General features: G+C 59.0%; 11 protein-coding genes. 5 read left to right on the forward strand and 6 right to left on the reverse strand.

What is annotated here, in order from left to right; translation table 11 throughout:
• Positions 1–37: 37 nt before the first annotated feature.
• Positions 38–1,687, reverse strand: a complete 1,650-nt coding sequence (gene treC, locus LOY28_RS24110; RefSeq protein ID WP_258612648.1) for an alpha,alpha-phosphotrehalase — start codon at positions 1,685–1,687, stop codon at positions 38–40.
• Between the two features lie 41 nt (positions 1,688–1,728).
• Entirely contained in the window at positions 1,729–3,171 is a 1,443-nt protein-coding gene (treP, locus tag LOY28_RS24115; RefSeq protein ID WP_258612649.1) for a PTS system trehalose-specific EIIBC component, read from the reverse strand.
• 237 nt (positions 3,172–3,408) lie between these two features.
• Between treP and treR the strand changes: the two genes are divergently transcribed.
• The gene (gene treR / locus LOY28_RS24120; protein ID WP_064620099.1) at positions 3,409–4,113 is read left to right on the forward strand and encodes a trehalose operon repressor; all 705 of its coding nucleotides are present in this window, start codon (positions 3,409–3,411) and stop codon (positions 4,111–4,113) included.
• A gap of 99 nt (positions 4,114–4,212) precedes the next feature.
• Positions 4,213–7,260, forward strand: a complete 3,048-nt coding sequence (locus tag LOY28_RS24125; protein WP_258612650.1) for a membrane-targeted effector domain-containing toxin — start codon at positions 4,213–4,215, stop codon at positions 7,258–7,260.
• Positions 7,261–7,349: 89 nt separating this feature from the next.
• Here the strand turns inward: LOY28_RS24125 and guaA are convergent, their stop codons facing one another.
• The 4 genes from guaA to LOY28_RS24145 all read right to left on the reverse strand — a co-directional run bounded on the left by guaA (position 7,350) and on the right by LOY28_RS24145 (position 12,040).
• Positions 7,350–8,927 (reverse strand): glutamine-hydrolyzing GMP synthase, encoded by a 1,578-nt coding sequence (guaA, locus tag LOY28_RS24130; protein ID WP_018927049.1) that lies wholly within the window; start codon positions 8,925–8,927, stop codon positions 7,350–7,352.
• Between the two features lie 99 nt (positions 8,928–9,026).
• Positions 9,027–10,496 carry an IMP dehydrogenase gene (gene guaB / locus LOY28_RS24135; RefSeq protein WP_018927050.1) on the reverse strand — a complete coding sequence of 490 codons (1,470 nt, stop codon included), beginning with the start codon at positions 10,494–10,496 and terminating at the stop codon, positions 9,027–9,029.
• A 141-nt stretch (positions 10,497–10,637) separates the two neighbouring features.
• Positions 10,638–11,186 (reverse strand): hypothetical protein, encoded by a 549-nt coding sequence (locus LOY28_RS24140; protein ID WP_018927051.1) that lies wholly within the window; start codon positions 11,184–11,186, stop codon positions 10,638–10,640.
• An 86-nt stretch (positions 11,187–11,272) separates the two neighbouring features.
• Entirely contained in the window at positions 11,273–12,040 is a 768-nt protein-coding gene (locus tag LOY28_RS24145) for a sulfite exporter TauE/SafE family protein (RefSeq protein WP_258612651.1), read from the reverse strand.
• A 100-nt stretch (positions 12,041–12,140) separates the two neighbouring features.
• Here LOY28_RS24145 and LOY28_RS24150 point away from each other — a divergent pair, with 100 nt between their 5' ends.
• The 3 genes from LOY28_RS24150 to LOY28_RS24160 all read left to right on the forward strand — a co-directional run bounded on the left by LOY28_RS24150 (position 12,141) and on the right by LOY28_RS24160 (position 15,339).
• Positions 12,141–13,037 (forward strand): LysR family transcriptional regulator, encoded by an 897-nt coding sequence (locus tag LOY28_RS24150; RefSeq protein ID WP_018927053.1) that lies wholly within the window; start codon positions 12,141–12,143, stop codon positions 13,035–13,037.
• Between the two features lie 97 nt (positions 13,038–13,134).
• Positions 13,135–14,514 carry an exodeoxyribonuclease VII large subunit gene (gene xseA, locus LOY28_RS24155; RefSeq protein ID WP_018927054.1) on the forward strand — a complete coding sequence of 460 codons (1,380 nt, stop codon included), beginning with the start codon at positions 13,135–13,137 and terminating at the stop codon, positions 14,512–14,514.
• A gap of 3 nt (positions 14,515–14,517) precedes the next feature.
• Positions 14,518–15,339 carry a peptidoglycan DD-metalloendopeptidase family protein gene (locus LOY28_RS24160; protein ID WP_018927055.1) on the forward strand — a complete coding sequence of 274 codons (822 nt, stop codon included), beginning with the start codon at positions 14,518–14,520 and terminating at the stop codon, positions 15,337–15,339.
• The last annotated feature ends 44 nt before the right edge of the window (positions 15,340–15,383 follow it).

Consider the following 15,383-nt stretch of genomic DNA (forward strand, 5'->3'; position numbering starts at 1 on the left):
CCGCGCAGTGTTCTGCGTGTTGTTCGAAACAGTGTTTTTAAATGTTGGTCAGGTGCAGAACGAACGACTCATAGGGCCGTAAAAAGACCTGCCGATGTTGTGGCGGACAGTCCGGGTAATTGCTGATCACCAGACGTTGTGCCATCGCTTCGCTGATCACCTCCGGCGGCAGTTCAACTTCGCACGGTGTGCCATAAAAGTTATTCAGCACCAGCAAACGCTCACCATTGCCTTCACGCACGTACGCCCAGATTTGCGTGTGTTCAGGCAACAACTGCCGGTACACGCCATCGGACATCAGCGCTTCACTGCGGCGCAGGGCAATCAGCTGACGGTAGTGATGCAGCACCGAGTCCGGGTCGTCGAGTTGGTGGGCGACGTTGATTTGCGCGGCATTGGCCGGCACCCCGATCCACGGTTCGACAGCGCTGAAACCGGCGTTCGGCTCGGCGCTCCAGTGCATCGGCGTGCGACTGTTGTCCCGGGACTTCTGCATGATCGCCGCCATGTTGTCGGCGTCGCTGGCACCGGCCTCGCGCTTGAGCCGGAAGATGTTCAGAGTCTCGACATCGCGGTACTGATCGATGTGATCGAACCCCGGATTGGTCATGCCCAGCTCTTCGCCTTGATACACAAACGGCGTGCCCTGGAGGAAATGCAGCGCGGTGCCGAGCATCTTCGCCGACACCACCCGATGCTCGCCGTCATCACCAAACCGCGAAACCACCCGTGGCTGGTCGTGGTTACACCAGAACAGCGCGTTCCAGCCACCGCCGGCCTGCATGCCGGTCTGCCAGTCGGAGAGGATGCGCTTGAGTTCGAGGAAATCGAAATCGGCGCGAATCCACTTTTGCAGGTTCGGGTAATCAACCTTCAAGTGATGAAAGTTGAAGGTCATCGACAGCTCTTTCGACTCCGGCCGCGAGTAGCGAATGCAGTGTTCCAGACTGGTGGACGACATCTCGCCGACGTTGATCAGGTCATGACCTTCGAACACTTCGCGGTGCATCTGCTGCAAGTACTCGTGGACGTTCGGGCCATCGGTGTAAAAGCGTCGACCGTCAGTGTTGTCCTCAGGGAAATCCGCCGGTTTGGAAATCAGGTTGATCACATCCAGACGGAAACCGCCCACGCCTTTGTCGCGCCAGAATCGCATCATCTTGAAGACTTCAGCGCGCACCCTGGGGTTGTCCCAGTTCAGGTCGGCCTGCGTGTGGTCGAACAAGTGCAGGTAATACTGGCCGGTCTGGGCTTCGTACTCCCAGGCCGAACCGCCGAACTTGGATTCCCAGTTGTTCGGCTGGTCGCGCCAGATATAGAAGTCGCGGTAAGGGCTATCGAGGCTGCTGCGGGCCTGCTGGAACCAGGTGTGTTCGATCGAGGTGTGGTTGACCACGATGTCGAGCATCAGCTTGATCCCGCGCTTGCCGGCCTCGGCAATCAGCAATTCGCAGTCGGCCATGGTTCCGTAGCTCGGGTCGATGGCGTAGTAATCGCTGATGTCGTAACCGTTGTCGCGCTGGGGCGAACGCAGGAATGGCGTGATCCACAGGCAATCGACACCCAGCCAGTGCAGGTAATCGAGCTTGGCCACGACGCCGAGCAAATCCCCCGTGGGGTTGCCGGCGTGGCTGTGAAAACTCTTCGGGTAGATCTGGTAGATCACCGAACGTTGCCAGTCTTGCATGGCGGATTCCTTTTTGAATAGGTACTGGCGAATGCGATCTATCAGGCGACCCGATACCCGGGCCGGACAATCTTCATGCTCAACCCGCAGGTCAAAACAAACGGCACGACCATGGCAATCACCATCCCGACCACGAACATCGGAATGAACTGCGGAATGATCGAGATGAAGCCGGGCAAGCCACCGACGCCGATTGCCGAAGCCTGGACCTTGTTCAGCGACAGGAAGATGCAGCCCAGGGCCGAGCCGATCAGGGCGGCATAGAACGGAAACTTGTAGCGCAGGTTGACCCCGAACATGGCCGGCTCGGTGATGCCGAAGTAGGCAGAAATCGCCGAGGTCGAGGCCATGCTTTTGTCCCGCACACTGCGGGTCATGTAGAACACCCCCAATGCCGCGCTGCCTTGTGCGAGGTTGGACATGACGATCATCGGCCAGATGAACGTGCCACCCTGGGTGGAGATCAGTTGCAGGTCGACCGCCAGAAACATGTGGTGCATGCCAGTGATCACCAGCGGTGCGTAGAGCAGGCCGAAAATCGCCCCGCCAACCATCGGCGCCAGGTCGAACAGGGTGACCACGCCTTCAGTGATGAGAATCCCCAGATGGCGGGTCACCGGACCAATTACCGCCAGCGCCAGCACACCGGTGACGACGATGGTGGTGATCGGCACCACCAGCAGTTGAATGGCGTTCGGCACCCGTGCCCGCAACCACTTTTCGATGACGCTCATCACATAGGCCGCCAGCAGGATCGGCAGGATCTGGCCCTGATAACCGACTTTCTCGATCTGGAACACACCGAGGATGTCGAAGTACGGCAAGCTCTGCCCCTCAAGCCCGGCCACCGCTTTGCCGTAGTTCCAGGCGTTGAGCAGATCCGGGTGCACCAACATCAGGCCGAGCACAATGCCGAGGATTTCGCTGCCGCCAAAGCGCTTGGCCGCCGACCAGCCCACCAGCGCCGGGAGGAACACGAAGGACGTGTTGGCCATCAGGTTGATCAGGCTCCAGAGCCCGTCCAGCGTCGGATAGGCGTCCAGCAGGGTCTTGCCCTCGATGAACATGCCCTTGGCGCCGATCAGGTTGTTGATGCCCATCAGCAGGCCGGCAATGATCAGCGCCGGGAGAATCGGCATGAATACGTCGGAAAACACCCGCACCAGTCGCTGCATGGCGTTGATCTTGTCGGCGCTTTTCTGTTTGACGTCGGCGATGGTCGAGACGGCGAGACCGGTCTGTCGGCGCAGCTCGGCGTAGACCTTTTCCACTTCGCCAGGGCCGATCACCACCTGGAACAGGCCGCCGGTATAGAACGAACCCTTGACCAGATCGATCCGGTTCAGCGTGGCGCTGTTGACCAGGCTCGGGTCCTTGAGGGCCAGGCGCAGCCGTGTGACACAGTGCGCGGCCTGCTCGAGGTTGTCGCTGCCACCGAGGCTGTGCAGCAGCTCGGTGACGATGTTCGGATAGTCATGGCTCATGCTTGTTCTTCCGCTGTAGTTTTTTGTTATTGGCAGCACGCCGAAGCGAAAAATACTCGTCTGTACGAGTTAAAGCAACAACTCGTACAGACGAGTTTGATTTTGTTTATCCTGAACCCGACAGGCGGCGATATTTCCTACCCCCTAAGTCAAAGAAACCCAAAGCCGCATGGACAAACCCCTACCCTGCCCTTAAGGTTCAAAACCTTGAGCACAACGCGGCACAGAGCCATCCCCATGAGTAAATACAACCAGATCTACAGCGATCTGCTTGCCAGCATTACCACCGAACGTCTGGAACGCGGCGCCCGATTGCCTTCCGAAACCGAACTGATGGACAGCTATCAAGCCAGTCGCGGCACCGTGCGCAAGGCCATCGAGCAATTGCAGGAGCGCGGTTTCGCCCAGAAAGTCCACGGCAAAGGCACCTTCGTGCTGTCCACCAACCCGATCGAGTTTCAGCTGGGCGGCATCGTCAGCTTCCAGGAGACTTACCCGCGCCTGGGCAACGACGTCAGCACCGAGGTAGTCGAGTTCACACAAATCCCCCTCGAAGGCCCACTGCTCGACCACATCAAGGCAGAAGAAGGTAGCCTGATCACGCGGATCAAGCGTGTACGGCGGATCGACGGCAAACGGGTGATCCTCGACATCAACCATTTCGTCAGCGACGTGATTCCCGGCCTGACCCGCGACATTGCCGAGCAGTCGATCTACGCCTTCATCGAACAGACCCTGCAACTGCAAATCGCTTACGCCCAACGCACCATCGAAGCGGTGCCCCGGAGCAAGGATGACCAGCAACACCTGGACCTCGACGGCCAGAGCCATGTGATTGTGGTCAGCAACCAGACCTTCCTGCAGGACGGCCGCCAGTTCGAGTACACCGAATCGCGGCATACCCTCGACAAGTTCTACTTTTCGGATGTGGCACGGCGCTGACCCTACACGTTCCAGAATCGTGTTTGTACATAACTATGTAGTGCACCTCCCTCGAGCAAATGGGCAATCCTCTCAGCCCATTTCTCAAGGAGCGAGAACATGCCTACCGATCAAACAAGTGAAACGCTGCCCGATACCGCAGACAAACAGCACCTGCTGACCATCGCCCCCGTCATCGTGACTGCCTGTCCCGATTTGCACGAAGAAGCCCATGTGATGGCCACTGAAATCCTGAAAAAACACGGCATTACCGGCCTGGACCCGGATCAGGTCTGGTGGCATCGCTTTGGCAATGTCACGGCCAGCAGCACCCAGACCTTCCTGGGTTGGGAGCACTACCCTAAACCCAGTCAGTCAATGACCCTGACGCAGCTGGTGATTCATCGGTACTACGTCACTGATCAGGACTATTTCGATCAGCTGGACTGTTACGGCGGGTTTTACACCGCCGACGCAACCGCCAGCATTTACAACGAAACCAACGAAGTCCGGATGTACCCCAGCGCAGTGCTCAAGGATTTCTGGCACGAGACCTTCAGTGACCGTTACCGGGACAAGCTGAACGCCTACTGGAGCGCGCATTTCGATGACTACCGGACCTTGGCGAAATGCAACTATCTGAGTAAAGCCATTGAGGCGCGGGAAAACGGTACGCTGCAGGAGGAAGAGTTCCAAACCGTCATCCGGGCCGTCGCCGCTGACAAATGCTGGCCGATCTCCCTGGAGACCTTGCGTGCGCAAACCTCTGCACCAACCGATCTGCGGGTGTGCGCCCTGGACGTCGCCGGGCATGTCGCCACGGATATTCTGCGTATCGATGATGGTAGCGGACGGCAAATCACCTATGTCCCGGGGGCCACAGTAGCGTTCCACGTGCACCCGACGTTGACGGACATGCATTGGTGGATCCTGCTGCAAATGAATGATGACGCGCGTTATACCGAATTCATGACCCACTTCCCGCTGTCGGTGCGTCAGGAGATCCACGACAACATTACGCCCCTGATGAACCAATTGGTGGGTACGTGGGGCAAATACGATCACCATCTGATCAATCAAAAAAACATCACCATCAGCGGTGACGCGTTTTCCTGGTTGAGCCGTAATGTGCAGAGCGCAATGTCGCAAGAGGCCGATCTGTCTCTGGTGACCAACGGACAACTGCGTAAAGGCATGTGGCTGGGTTACCTGAGCGCCGGCCTGCACGTCTTCGGGCCGCTGGCGCTGCTCGGCTGGCCGATTGCACTGCCGGTGATTGGCGCCAGCATCGCTTCAATGGGCTTGAACATCGACAAGGCCGTGAACGGCAAAACGGTGGCGGAGCGCAAGGCCGGCGTAAAAGGCGCCGTACTGGCTGGCATCAACCTTCTGTTCAACCTTCCGCTGCTCAAGGAGGTCGATGTTCTGGAGGAGGTCGGCGCTTCGGCCGAGGCCGCCGAAGCCACCGAAATGGCCAGGCTGCGGGAGGCCAACAATCCTGCCGAACCGATCGGTACGCAAGAACAGGAGTTGTCCGACGGTTCAGGGCGCGCAACCACTCAACTTCCAGAGTTCATCCCCCTGAAACCGGCGCCGGCACAGAACCTTGAAGTACCGGAGCACTGGCAAAGTAACGAGATTCTGGAAAGTGAGGCGCCACTTGCCACCAGCGGCAAGTTCCAGGGCATCTACTCGCTCAACTCCAACCCCTCGACTGCCATCATGATGAACGACGCAGCCTATTACGTGCGTTACGAAACCGACATCAACGGCGGTGGCACCTGGGCCATCATCGACCCGGCAAACCCTCACGCGTCCTCAGGATCGATCCCCGTGCGTTTGAACGCCGATGGCGAGTGGGAGTTGACGCCCAAATCCGGTTTGAAGGGTGGTGGCAACGACGACCTCGCCGCTGTTCCGGGTCCTTCGCGGTTTCCCGACCATGTCCGACCACCGGAATCATTTAGCGTGCCCTCGACGAAGTACGACACCTCCAATGGGCGGTCGCTCAACTTCCTGGGGCTAGGTAAGAAAGAAACGCACATAAAAATAATCAACCTTCCCAACGGACGCATACAAGGGGTGACACCCTATGAAGAGTTCGTCGCGGGACATCGCACAGCTCTATTGAGAGATGCTCGTGCTTTCTTCTCCAAAGAAAACTTTTTTGCCTCATTGCCGACACGCCCGGTACAACCCGTCATCACGCCGTCGATGACTGTCCCGGAACTCATTCAGGAAATATTCGATGCTTCGCCGGGATTAGTGATTGGAGAAAGCCAGGATCGTATTGCCAGCATGCGGTTCCTCATCGAGAACATGCAGACGTTGGCCAGGCAAGGCGTCAAGACGATCTATATGCATCGCTTGCTCAATGACTTCAATCAAATGGACCTGAATATTTTCGGCAGAGGCGCAAAGATGGACGGCATGCTCGAAAAGTATTTGAAACAGTTACAAAGCGATCCTGCCGGGCAGTTCACCCCTCTTGAGGTCGTCAAGGTGGCTCGCGAGAACGGTATCAGGATCCAGTCGACCGATTGCCTGGCAAGTTACCGATATCCAGAATCGTCCCTCATTGATGTTCAGGAACAATCCATTAAAAACTACCTCACCACCACGATCATGCGTGCCAATGAAGCGCTTGGCAGATCAGGTAAATGGGTCGTGCTGACGGGCCAGGAAAACACCAATACCTTTAGAGGCATTGCCGGCCTCAGTGAAATGAATGGCGGTATCGGCTTGCGTATCGAGGAAGTACTTCCCGAGCGCAGCCTGCATATGGAGATAGACCACGGCATAGAGGTGGGCCGCAATGCCAGCCCGCCCCCCGTTAACTTTCATGGAGATTTCGACACCTTGTATGCCGATATCAACCTGCAAGTACCGATGCCCATGCTGCAACGAACCCCGGACGAAATCGCTCAACTGCTGTTCCGCCAGGGAATGTTCACTTTCAAGGAATCTGACGGAACCTGGACATTGGTCCATCGCAGCAGAACCGGCCTGATCACAGAGACTCTGGTTGAACGAACGGCCGATGGGCAATACCTGGTCAATCGCCCCGCCTGGACTGACATCCATCAAAAACCTTACCCCAACCTGATCAGCCTTTCCCATGCGCTCACCGGCATGGGCATGAAACTCGAAGGACGCTTGCCAGTGTAGAAAAATACCGCACCGTGAAACGCGAAAGGCCCCGTGAACTCACATTCACGGGGCCTTTCGGTTGTTACCGACAATCAGTCAGAGCGGGATCACTCCCACTCAATCGTCGCTGGCGGCTTGCTCGACACGTCATAGGTGACGCGGGAGATGCCTTCGATTTCATTGATGATGCGGCCGCTGACGGTTTCCAGCAGTTCGTAAGGCAGGTGTGCCCAACGCGCGGTCATGAAGTCGATGGTTTCCACGGCACGCAGGGCAACGACCCAGGCGTAACGACGGCCATCGCCGACAACGCCAACCGACTTCACCGGCTGGAACACCACGAACGCCTGGCTGACCTTGTGGTACCAGTCGGCCTTGCGCAGTTCTTCGATGAAGATGTGGTCGGCACGACGCAGCAGGTCGGCGTATTCCTTCTTCACTTCACCGAGGATCCGCACGCCCAGGCCCGGACCCGGGAACGGGTGACGGTAGACCATGTCGTACGGCAGGCCGAGTTCCAGGCCCAGACGACGGACTTCGTCCTTGAACAGTTCGCGCAGCGGCTCAACCAGCTTGAGGTTCATTTCTTCCGGCAGGCCACCCACGTTGTGGTGCGACTTGATCACGTGCGCCTTGCCGCTTTTCGCGCCAGCCGACTCGATCACGTCCGGGTAGATGGTGCCCTGGGCCAGGTACTTGATGTTGTCCAGCTTGCAGGATTCGGCATCGAACACATCGATGAAGGTACGGCCGATGATCTTGCGCTTCTTCTCTGGATCGGACTCGCCAGCCAAGTTGTTGAGGAACTGGTCCTCGGCGTTGGCGCGGATCACTTTGACGCCCATGTTCTCGGCGAACATGGCCATCACTTGCTCGCCTTCGTGCAGACGCAGCAGGCCGTTGTCGACGAATACGCAGGTCAGCTGATCGCCAATGGCCTTGTGCAGCAGCGCGGCAACCACCGAGGAGTCCACGCCGCCGGACAGACCGAGCAGAACGTTGTCGGTGCCAACCTGGGCACGGACCTGGGCGATGGCGTCTTCGGCAATCTTCGACGGCGTCCACAGGGCTTCACAGCCACAGATGTCGAGGATGAAGCGCGACAGGATGCGACCGCCCTGCTTGGTGTGGGTCACTTCCGGGTGGAACTGCACGCCGTAGTAGGCACGGTCATCGTTGAACATACCGGCAATCGGGCAGCTCGGGGTGCTGGCCAGGATGTGGAAGTCTTCCGGCATCTTGGTGACCTTGTCACCGTGGCTCATCCATACGTCGAGGCCGAACAGGCCATCAGCGTCGATATGGTCTTCGATGCCGTCGAGCAGGCGGCTCTTGCCGACCACGTCGACACGGGCGTAACCGAACTCACGCAGGTCGGAACCTTCAACCTTGCCGCCCAGTTGCTCGGCCATGGTCTGCATGCCATAGCAGATACCGAAGACTGGCACGCCCAGGTCAAACACCGCTTGCGGGCAGCGAGGGCTGTCAGCTTCGTGCACGGACTCGGGGCCGCCGGCGAGGATCACACCTTTTGGAGCGAATTCGCGAATGGCTTCCTCGTCCATGTCGAACGGATGCAGTTCGCAGTAAACGCCGATTTCACGCACGCGGCGGGCGATCAGTTGGGTGTACTGGGAACCGAAGTCGAGGATCAGGATGCGGTGAGCGTGAATGTCGAGGGCCATGATTCAGTCTCGTCTAAGTAATTCAGAAACAGTCGTGATTCAGAAACAACTCGGGGCTGAATAGAACAGCCCCGGTTGCTTAACGATTTGCTTGAAGCCTCAACCTACGCGGTAGTTTGGCGCTTCTTTGGTGATCTGTACGTCGTGGACGTGGGACTCGGCCATGCCAGCACCGGTGATCCGCACGAACTCAGGCTTGGTGCGCATTTCTTCGATGTCGGCGCTGCCGGTGTAACCCATCGAGGAACGCAGGCCGCCCATCAGTTGATGGATGATGGCGCTCAGGGTGCCCTTGTAAGGAACACGCCCTTCGATACCTTCCGGAACCAGCTTCTCGGCACCCGCGGAGGAGTCCTGGAAGTAACGGTCGGAGGAACCTTGAGCCTGGGACATGGCGCCCAGCGAACCCATGCCGCGATAAGCCTTGTACGAACGGCCCTGGAACAGTTCGATCTCGCCTGGCGCTTCTTCAGTACCGGCGAACATCGAGCCCATCATCACGCAGGAGGCACCGGCCACGATGGCCTTGGACAGGTCACCGGAGAAACGGATGCCGCCGTCGGCGATCAACGGAACACCGGTGCCTTCAAGGGCAGCGGCAACGTTGGCGATGGCACTGATTTGCGGAACGCCGACACCGGCGACGATACGGGTGGTGCAGATCGAGCCTGGGCCGATACCGACCTTGACTGCGTCAGCGCCGGCTTCGGCCAGGGCCTTGGCGGCAGCGCCGGTGGCGATGTTGCCGCCGATGACCTGCACTTCAGGGAAGTTCTGCTTGACCCAGCGAACGCGGTCGATCACACCTTTGGAGTGACCGTGGGCAGTGTCGACCACCACCACGTCAACACCGGCATGGACCAGGGCAGCTACACGGTCACCGGTGTCTTTACCGGTGCCGACCGCGGCGCCAACGCGCAGACGACCTTGATCGTCCTTGCTGGCCAGCGGATAAGCCTTGGCTTTTTCGATGTCGTTGACGGTCATCATGCCTTTGAGGGCAAATTTGTCGTCGACGATCAGCACGCGCTCGATGCGGTGCTTGTGCAGCAATTCACGCACATCGTTCTTGTTGGCGCCTTCCTTGACCGTGACCAGACGCTCTTTAGGCGTCATCACTTCACGGACACTGACGTCCATGCGGTTTTCGAAACGCACGTCACGGGAAGTGACGATGCCGACCAGGTCGCCATCGTGCAGTACCGGAACGCCGGAGATGTTGTGCAGGCGGGTCAGTTCGAACAGTTCACGCACCGTGGCATCGGCCTCGATGGTGATCGGGTCCTTGACCACACCGGCTTCGTAACGCTTGACCTTGCGCACTTCGGCAGCTTGCTGCTCGATGGTCATGTTCTTGTGGATGATGCCGATGCCACCTTCCTGAGCCATGGCGATTGCCAGACGGGCTTCAGTAACGGTGTCCATAGCGGCGGAAACCAGTGGAATATTCAGCTCGATGCCACGGGTAAGGCGGGTCTTGAGACTGACTTCGTTAGGAAGCACCTCGGAATAACCGGGCACTAGGAGAATGTCGTCGAATGTCAGAGCTTCTTGGCTGATACGCAGCATCGCGGGGGCTCCCGAGCGGGAAAATGGAAGCGCGCCATTATAGTCAGACACCCCCTCGGGTTCAATGTAAAACTCTGTCTATTATTGGCATTACTGACATACGGAGAAACATTGTCCCCCGTAGGGGACCAACGCCGGCATTTAGAGTTCGACTTTGACCCAACTCACGGGCTGATCCAGCCAATCGGCAAACTCATCGATAAAGTCCTGCTTGAACCCGGCCTCGAGCCAATTGTTGAAGATGAACCCCAGGTTGGAAAAGCCGCATTCCTGCAAAAACAGAAAGCCGTTGATGTCGTCTTCATGCCCGCACTCAGGGCAAGTGAAGTTATCGGTGCGCCCCGGCATCCAGTCTTCCAGGCTTTCGAACAGCGCTTCGCCGATCTCCTTGCGGCACTCGGCACAACCGGCTTCTTCGAGGAACCCCTTGGCCGGTGTATAGATGCAACGCTTGGTGATGATCTCCAGGCCATTGATCGGCTCGCCGAACGGCAGCGCTTCAGGGTGCAGGACCACGGCGCGGGCGCCGTCGGCGATGGCGTGAGCCATGTGATTGCCGGTGCGGCCACAGGTGGTCAGCTCTTCTTTAATGATGTTCTTGCGCACCAGCCACCGCACGACCGCCCGGGCCCGGGGTTCGTGTACCGGCAGTGTGGAGATTTTCGGGACAATGATGCTTTGCGAATTCATGGTGCAAGCCTACTGCGTCAAATGGATGTTGCTGCGGTGCGCCGATTGTCAGGGCGGCCGGCAGCTTAATCCCTGACGAAATCCGGTCAAGTACTCAAATAACGCCCGATCAAGGCAATCCCGCTGGCCAGCACCAGCCAGGTCACCAGCCGCACGAAGGCCTCGCGGGACAATTTCATGGTCAATCGCCGACCGATCCACAGCCCCAGCGCCATCGCCGGCAACAAACACAGCGCCAATACCAACAAGGGTAGCTCGGCATACACACCGGCGACGGCAAACAGGCTCAAACGCACCACGGTGCTGCAACTGATCAGCGCACTCTGGGTGGCTCGGGCCTCATCCTTGGGTAAGCGACTGTTCAAATAGATCGCATATAGAAAGCCGCCGCTGCCAAACAGCGCCCCGAACATCCCGCCCACCGTGCCCATCGGCACCGCCCACCCGGCGGATAATTGTGTCGGACGGGTTTTGATCCACAGGCTGTAAATCGCATAGGCGCTGATAAACAGCCCCATCAATAGCAGCAATACATCGGATTTCAGGTTCAGCAGAAAAATCACCCCCAATGTGCAACCCACCGCCATGCACGGCAGCAGTCGCAGCAACTCGGACCGCTCCACATCTCGGCGCGAGGGCAGCAGATTGCCGAACGCGGCGACGAAATCCAGCAGCACCAGCAGCGGCACGATTTTCGACAGTGGCATGAACAGAATCAGAATCGGCCCCGCCACCAGCGCGGTGCCAAAACCGGCAATGCCGAACACGATGTAGGCCAGGGCAACACCCAATCCGATCACCAACCAATCCACCGCACCCCACGGCCATTGGCTCAACAACTCCAGCACATTCATCGACACGGCTTCCTTTTATTCCTGTGATGACTTTAGCCAGCGCCGGGCGTTGCGACTAATATCTTCAAAATCGATCACCCATCTCAAAAAGGCATATCTGGTGCTTTCAACCCGCCAATTGCGTTACTTCGTGGAAATCGCCGAGAGCGGCAGCTTCAGCGCGGCGGCCGAACGACTGTTTATTGCTCAGTCAGCCTTGAGCCGACAGATCAAGGACATGGAAACCCGCCTGCAAACGCCGCTGTTCGAACGAACCGCCCGCCAGCCCCGCCTGACGGCAGCGGGTGAAGCCTTTTTGCCTCGGGCCAGAAACCTGCTGAACGAACTGACCAAGGCCAGCGAAATGGCCACTCAAGTGGGCACCGGTCAACTGGGCGTCGTGCGCCTGAGCCACTCAAGCACCGTGCCCATGAGTGGTCGACTGCTGCGCGGCATCAGCGTTTATCTGGATCTGCATGCCGGGGTGTCGATGGATATCGTCAAGCTGTCCTCGGAGGCACAACTGGAAGAATTGGCCGAAGGTCGCCTCGATGTGGGTCTGTTGCGCCTGCCGGTGCTGCGCCAGCGTGAAGGGGTGCAGATTGTTCCGCTGTACAGCGAGCGTCTGTTGTTGGCAGTGCCGCCGAATCATCGGCTGGCTGTGGAAAAGTCCGCACACGGCATCGATCTGGCACAGTTGAAGGATGAAGCGTTTATTTCCATCCCTCATCCACAGCGTGGCGGCCTGAGCTATCTATCTGCCGAGTTGTGCATGCGCCAAGGGTTCTTTCCCCGGGCGGCTCGGGTGGTGTCACGCAAAACCACGCAACTGCAATTGATCCAGGCCGGGTTCGGCATCGCGCTATTACCGGAATCAATGCAGGACATTGCGCCGCCGGATATCCATTTTCTCCCCTTGGCCGATCCGGATTGCCACAGCACCGTCGCCCTCGCCTGCCGGCAAGATCCCGCCGCGCTGGTTCAGCAATTCGTTGAACACTTCACCCGGCTGCCGTAGCAAACCTGTGGGGAGCGACCTGTGGCGAGGGGGCTCCCACAGGGGATTTTCGCCGGATCATGGAGATTGATCGCCGAATGCCTTTAAACTGCGCCCCATGATTAAAGATCCCTTTGCAAGACTCGGCCTGGACCGGGAAGTCCTGACTGTCAGCCAGCTCAACGGCCGCGCGCGGGTGTTGCTCGAAGACGTTTTCAGCAACATCTGGGTCGAAGGCGAAATCTCCAACCTCGCCCGCCCGGCGTCCGGCCATGTGTATTTCACCCTCAAGGACAGCGGCGCCCAGGTGCGTTGTGCACTGTTCCGGCAGAACGCCGCGCGGGTTCGCCAGGCGCTGAAGGACGGCCTGGCGGTCAAGGTTCGTGGCAAGGTTTCGCTGTTTGAAGGCCGTGGTGACTACCAACTGATTCTCGACACCGTGGAGCCGGCTGGTGACGGCGCCCTGCGTCTGGCCTTCGATGCTTTGAAGGAAAAACTCAGCGCCGAAGGCCTGTTCAGTGCCGAGCGCAAAGTGCCGCTGCCGGCGCACCCGCAACGCATCGGCATCATCAGTTCACCCACCGGCGCGGTGATCCGCGACATCATCAGTGTGTTCCGCCGCCGTGCGCCGCAGGTGCAACTGACGCTGATCCCTACCGCCGTACAAGGTCGCGAAGCCACTGCGCAAATTGTCCGCGCGCTGAAACTGGCGGACGCCCGTGGTTTCGATGCGTTGATCCTGGCCCGTGGCGGCGGCTCGCTGGAAGACCTCTGGTGTTTCAACGAAGAAGCCGTGGCCCGCGCCGTGGACGCCTGTGTGACGCCAATCGTCAGCGCCGTCGGCCATGAAACCGACGTATCGATCAGTGACTTCGTCGCCGACGTTCGTGCCCCGACTCCGTCCGCCGCCGCCGAACTGCTGGCGCCTGACTCCAGCGATCTGGTGCGTCGGGTCGAAAGCCTGCACCGACGACTGGTGATGCGCATGCGTGACCGCTTGATGCGCGATCGGCTGCGTCTGGAAGGCATCTCTCGGCGCTTGCGCCATCCCGGCGAACGCCTGCGTCAGCAAGCGCAACGCCTGGATGATCTGGACATGCGCCTGCGCCGCGCTTTCGAACGTAGCCTCAACACCCGTCGCGAGCGCTTGATCCGCCTGGAAACCCGCCTCGCCGGGCAACATCCCGGGCGACAACTGGCGATGCTTCGCCAGCGCCTCGACAGCCTCGCCGAGCGCCTGCCCCGGGCCATGCGCGAAGGGCTTAAATCCCGTCGCCTGCAACTGCAAAGTCAGATGCAGACGCTGCATGTGGTCAGCCCGTTGGCGACCCTCGCTCGTGGCTACAGCATTCTGCTGGACGAGCGCGGCAACGCGATCCGCAGCGCCGCGCAAACCCACACCGGCCAGCGCCTGAAAGCCAAACTCGGCGATGGCGAACTGCAAGTGCGGGTCGAAGACAATCACCTGACGCCTGTCACCCTTTCTTTACTGGATTGATCCATGCCGCGCTTTTTTGCTCCATTGCTGTTGCTGTGCCTGACCTTCAACGCCCACGCCGACAGTTACATCACCCGCCTGTTGAACAAACCGGTGCCGGGCGGTGTGGCAGTGGTTGATCTGGGCAGCTCCGCCCAGGCGCCGAAAGCCAGTTATCAAGGCAAACCCGTATTGGTGGTCAGAGAGCAGAACAACTGGCTGGCCATCGTCGGCGTGCCGCTGACGGTCAAACCGGGCAGCCAGTCGCTGAGCAGCGGTGGTCGCAACCTGAGCTTCACCGTCGGCAACAAGAAATACCCGGAACAGCACATCACCCTGAAGAATACGCAGCAGGTCAATCCGAACCCGGCGAATCTCAAGCGCATCGAGGGCGAGTTGGCCGAGCAGATCCAGGCTTACCGCAGCTTCAGCCCGAATACCCCGAGCAACCTGTTGCTGGACAAACCAGTCGATGGGCCGCTGTCGAGCAAGTTCGGCGTGCGCCGCTTTTTCAATGGCGAAGAGCGCAATCCCCATGCGGGCCTCGACTTTGCCGTACCCGCTGGCACGCCGATCAAAACCCCGGCCGCCGGCAAGGTAATCCTGATCGGGAATTACTTCTTCAACGGCAATACGGTGTTCGTCGACCACGGCCAGGGCTTTATCAGCATGTTCTGCCACATGTCGAAGATCGACGTGAAAGTCGGCCAGCAACTGGCGCGTGGTGAGGTGGTCGGGAAAGTCGGCTCAACTGGCCGCGCGACCGGGCCGCATATGCACTGGAACGTCAGCTTGAACGATGCGCGGGTGGACCCGGCGATTTTCATTGGTGCGTTTCAGCCATAAGCAGTGGTTGAGACTGATGGCCTCTTCGCGGGCAGGCCCGCGAA

The organism is Pseudomonas sp. B21-017, from assembly GCF_024749245.1.
Lineage (GTDB): Bacteria > Pseudomonadota > Gammaproteobacteria > Pseudomonadales > Pseudomonadaceae > Aquipseudomonas.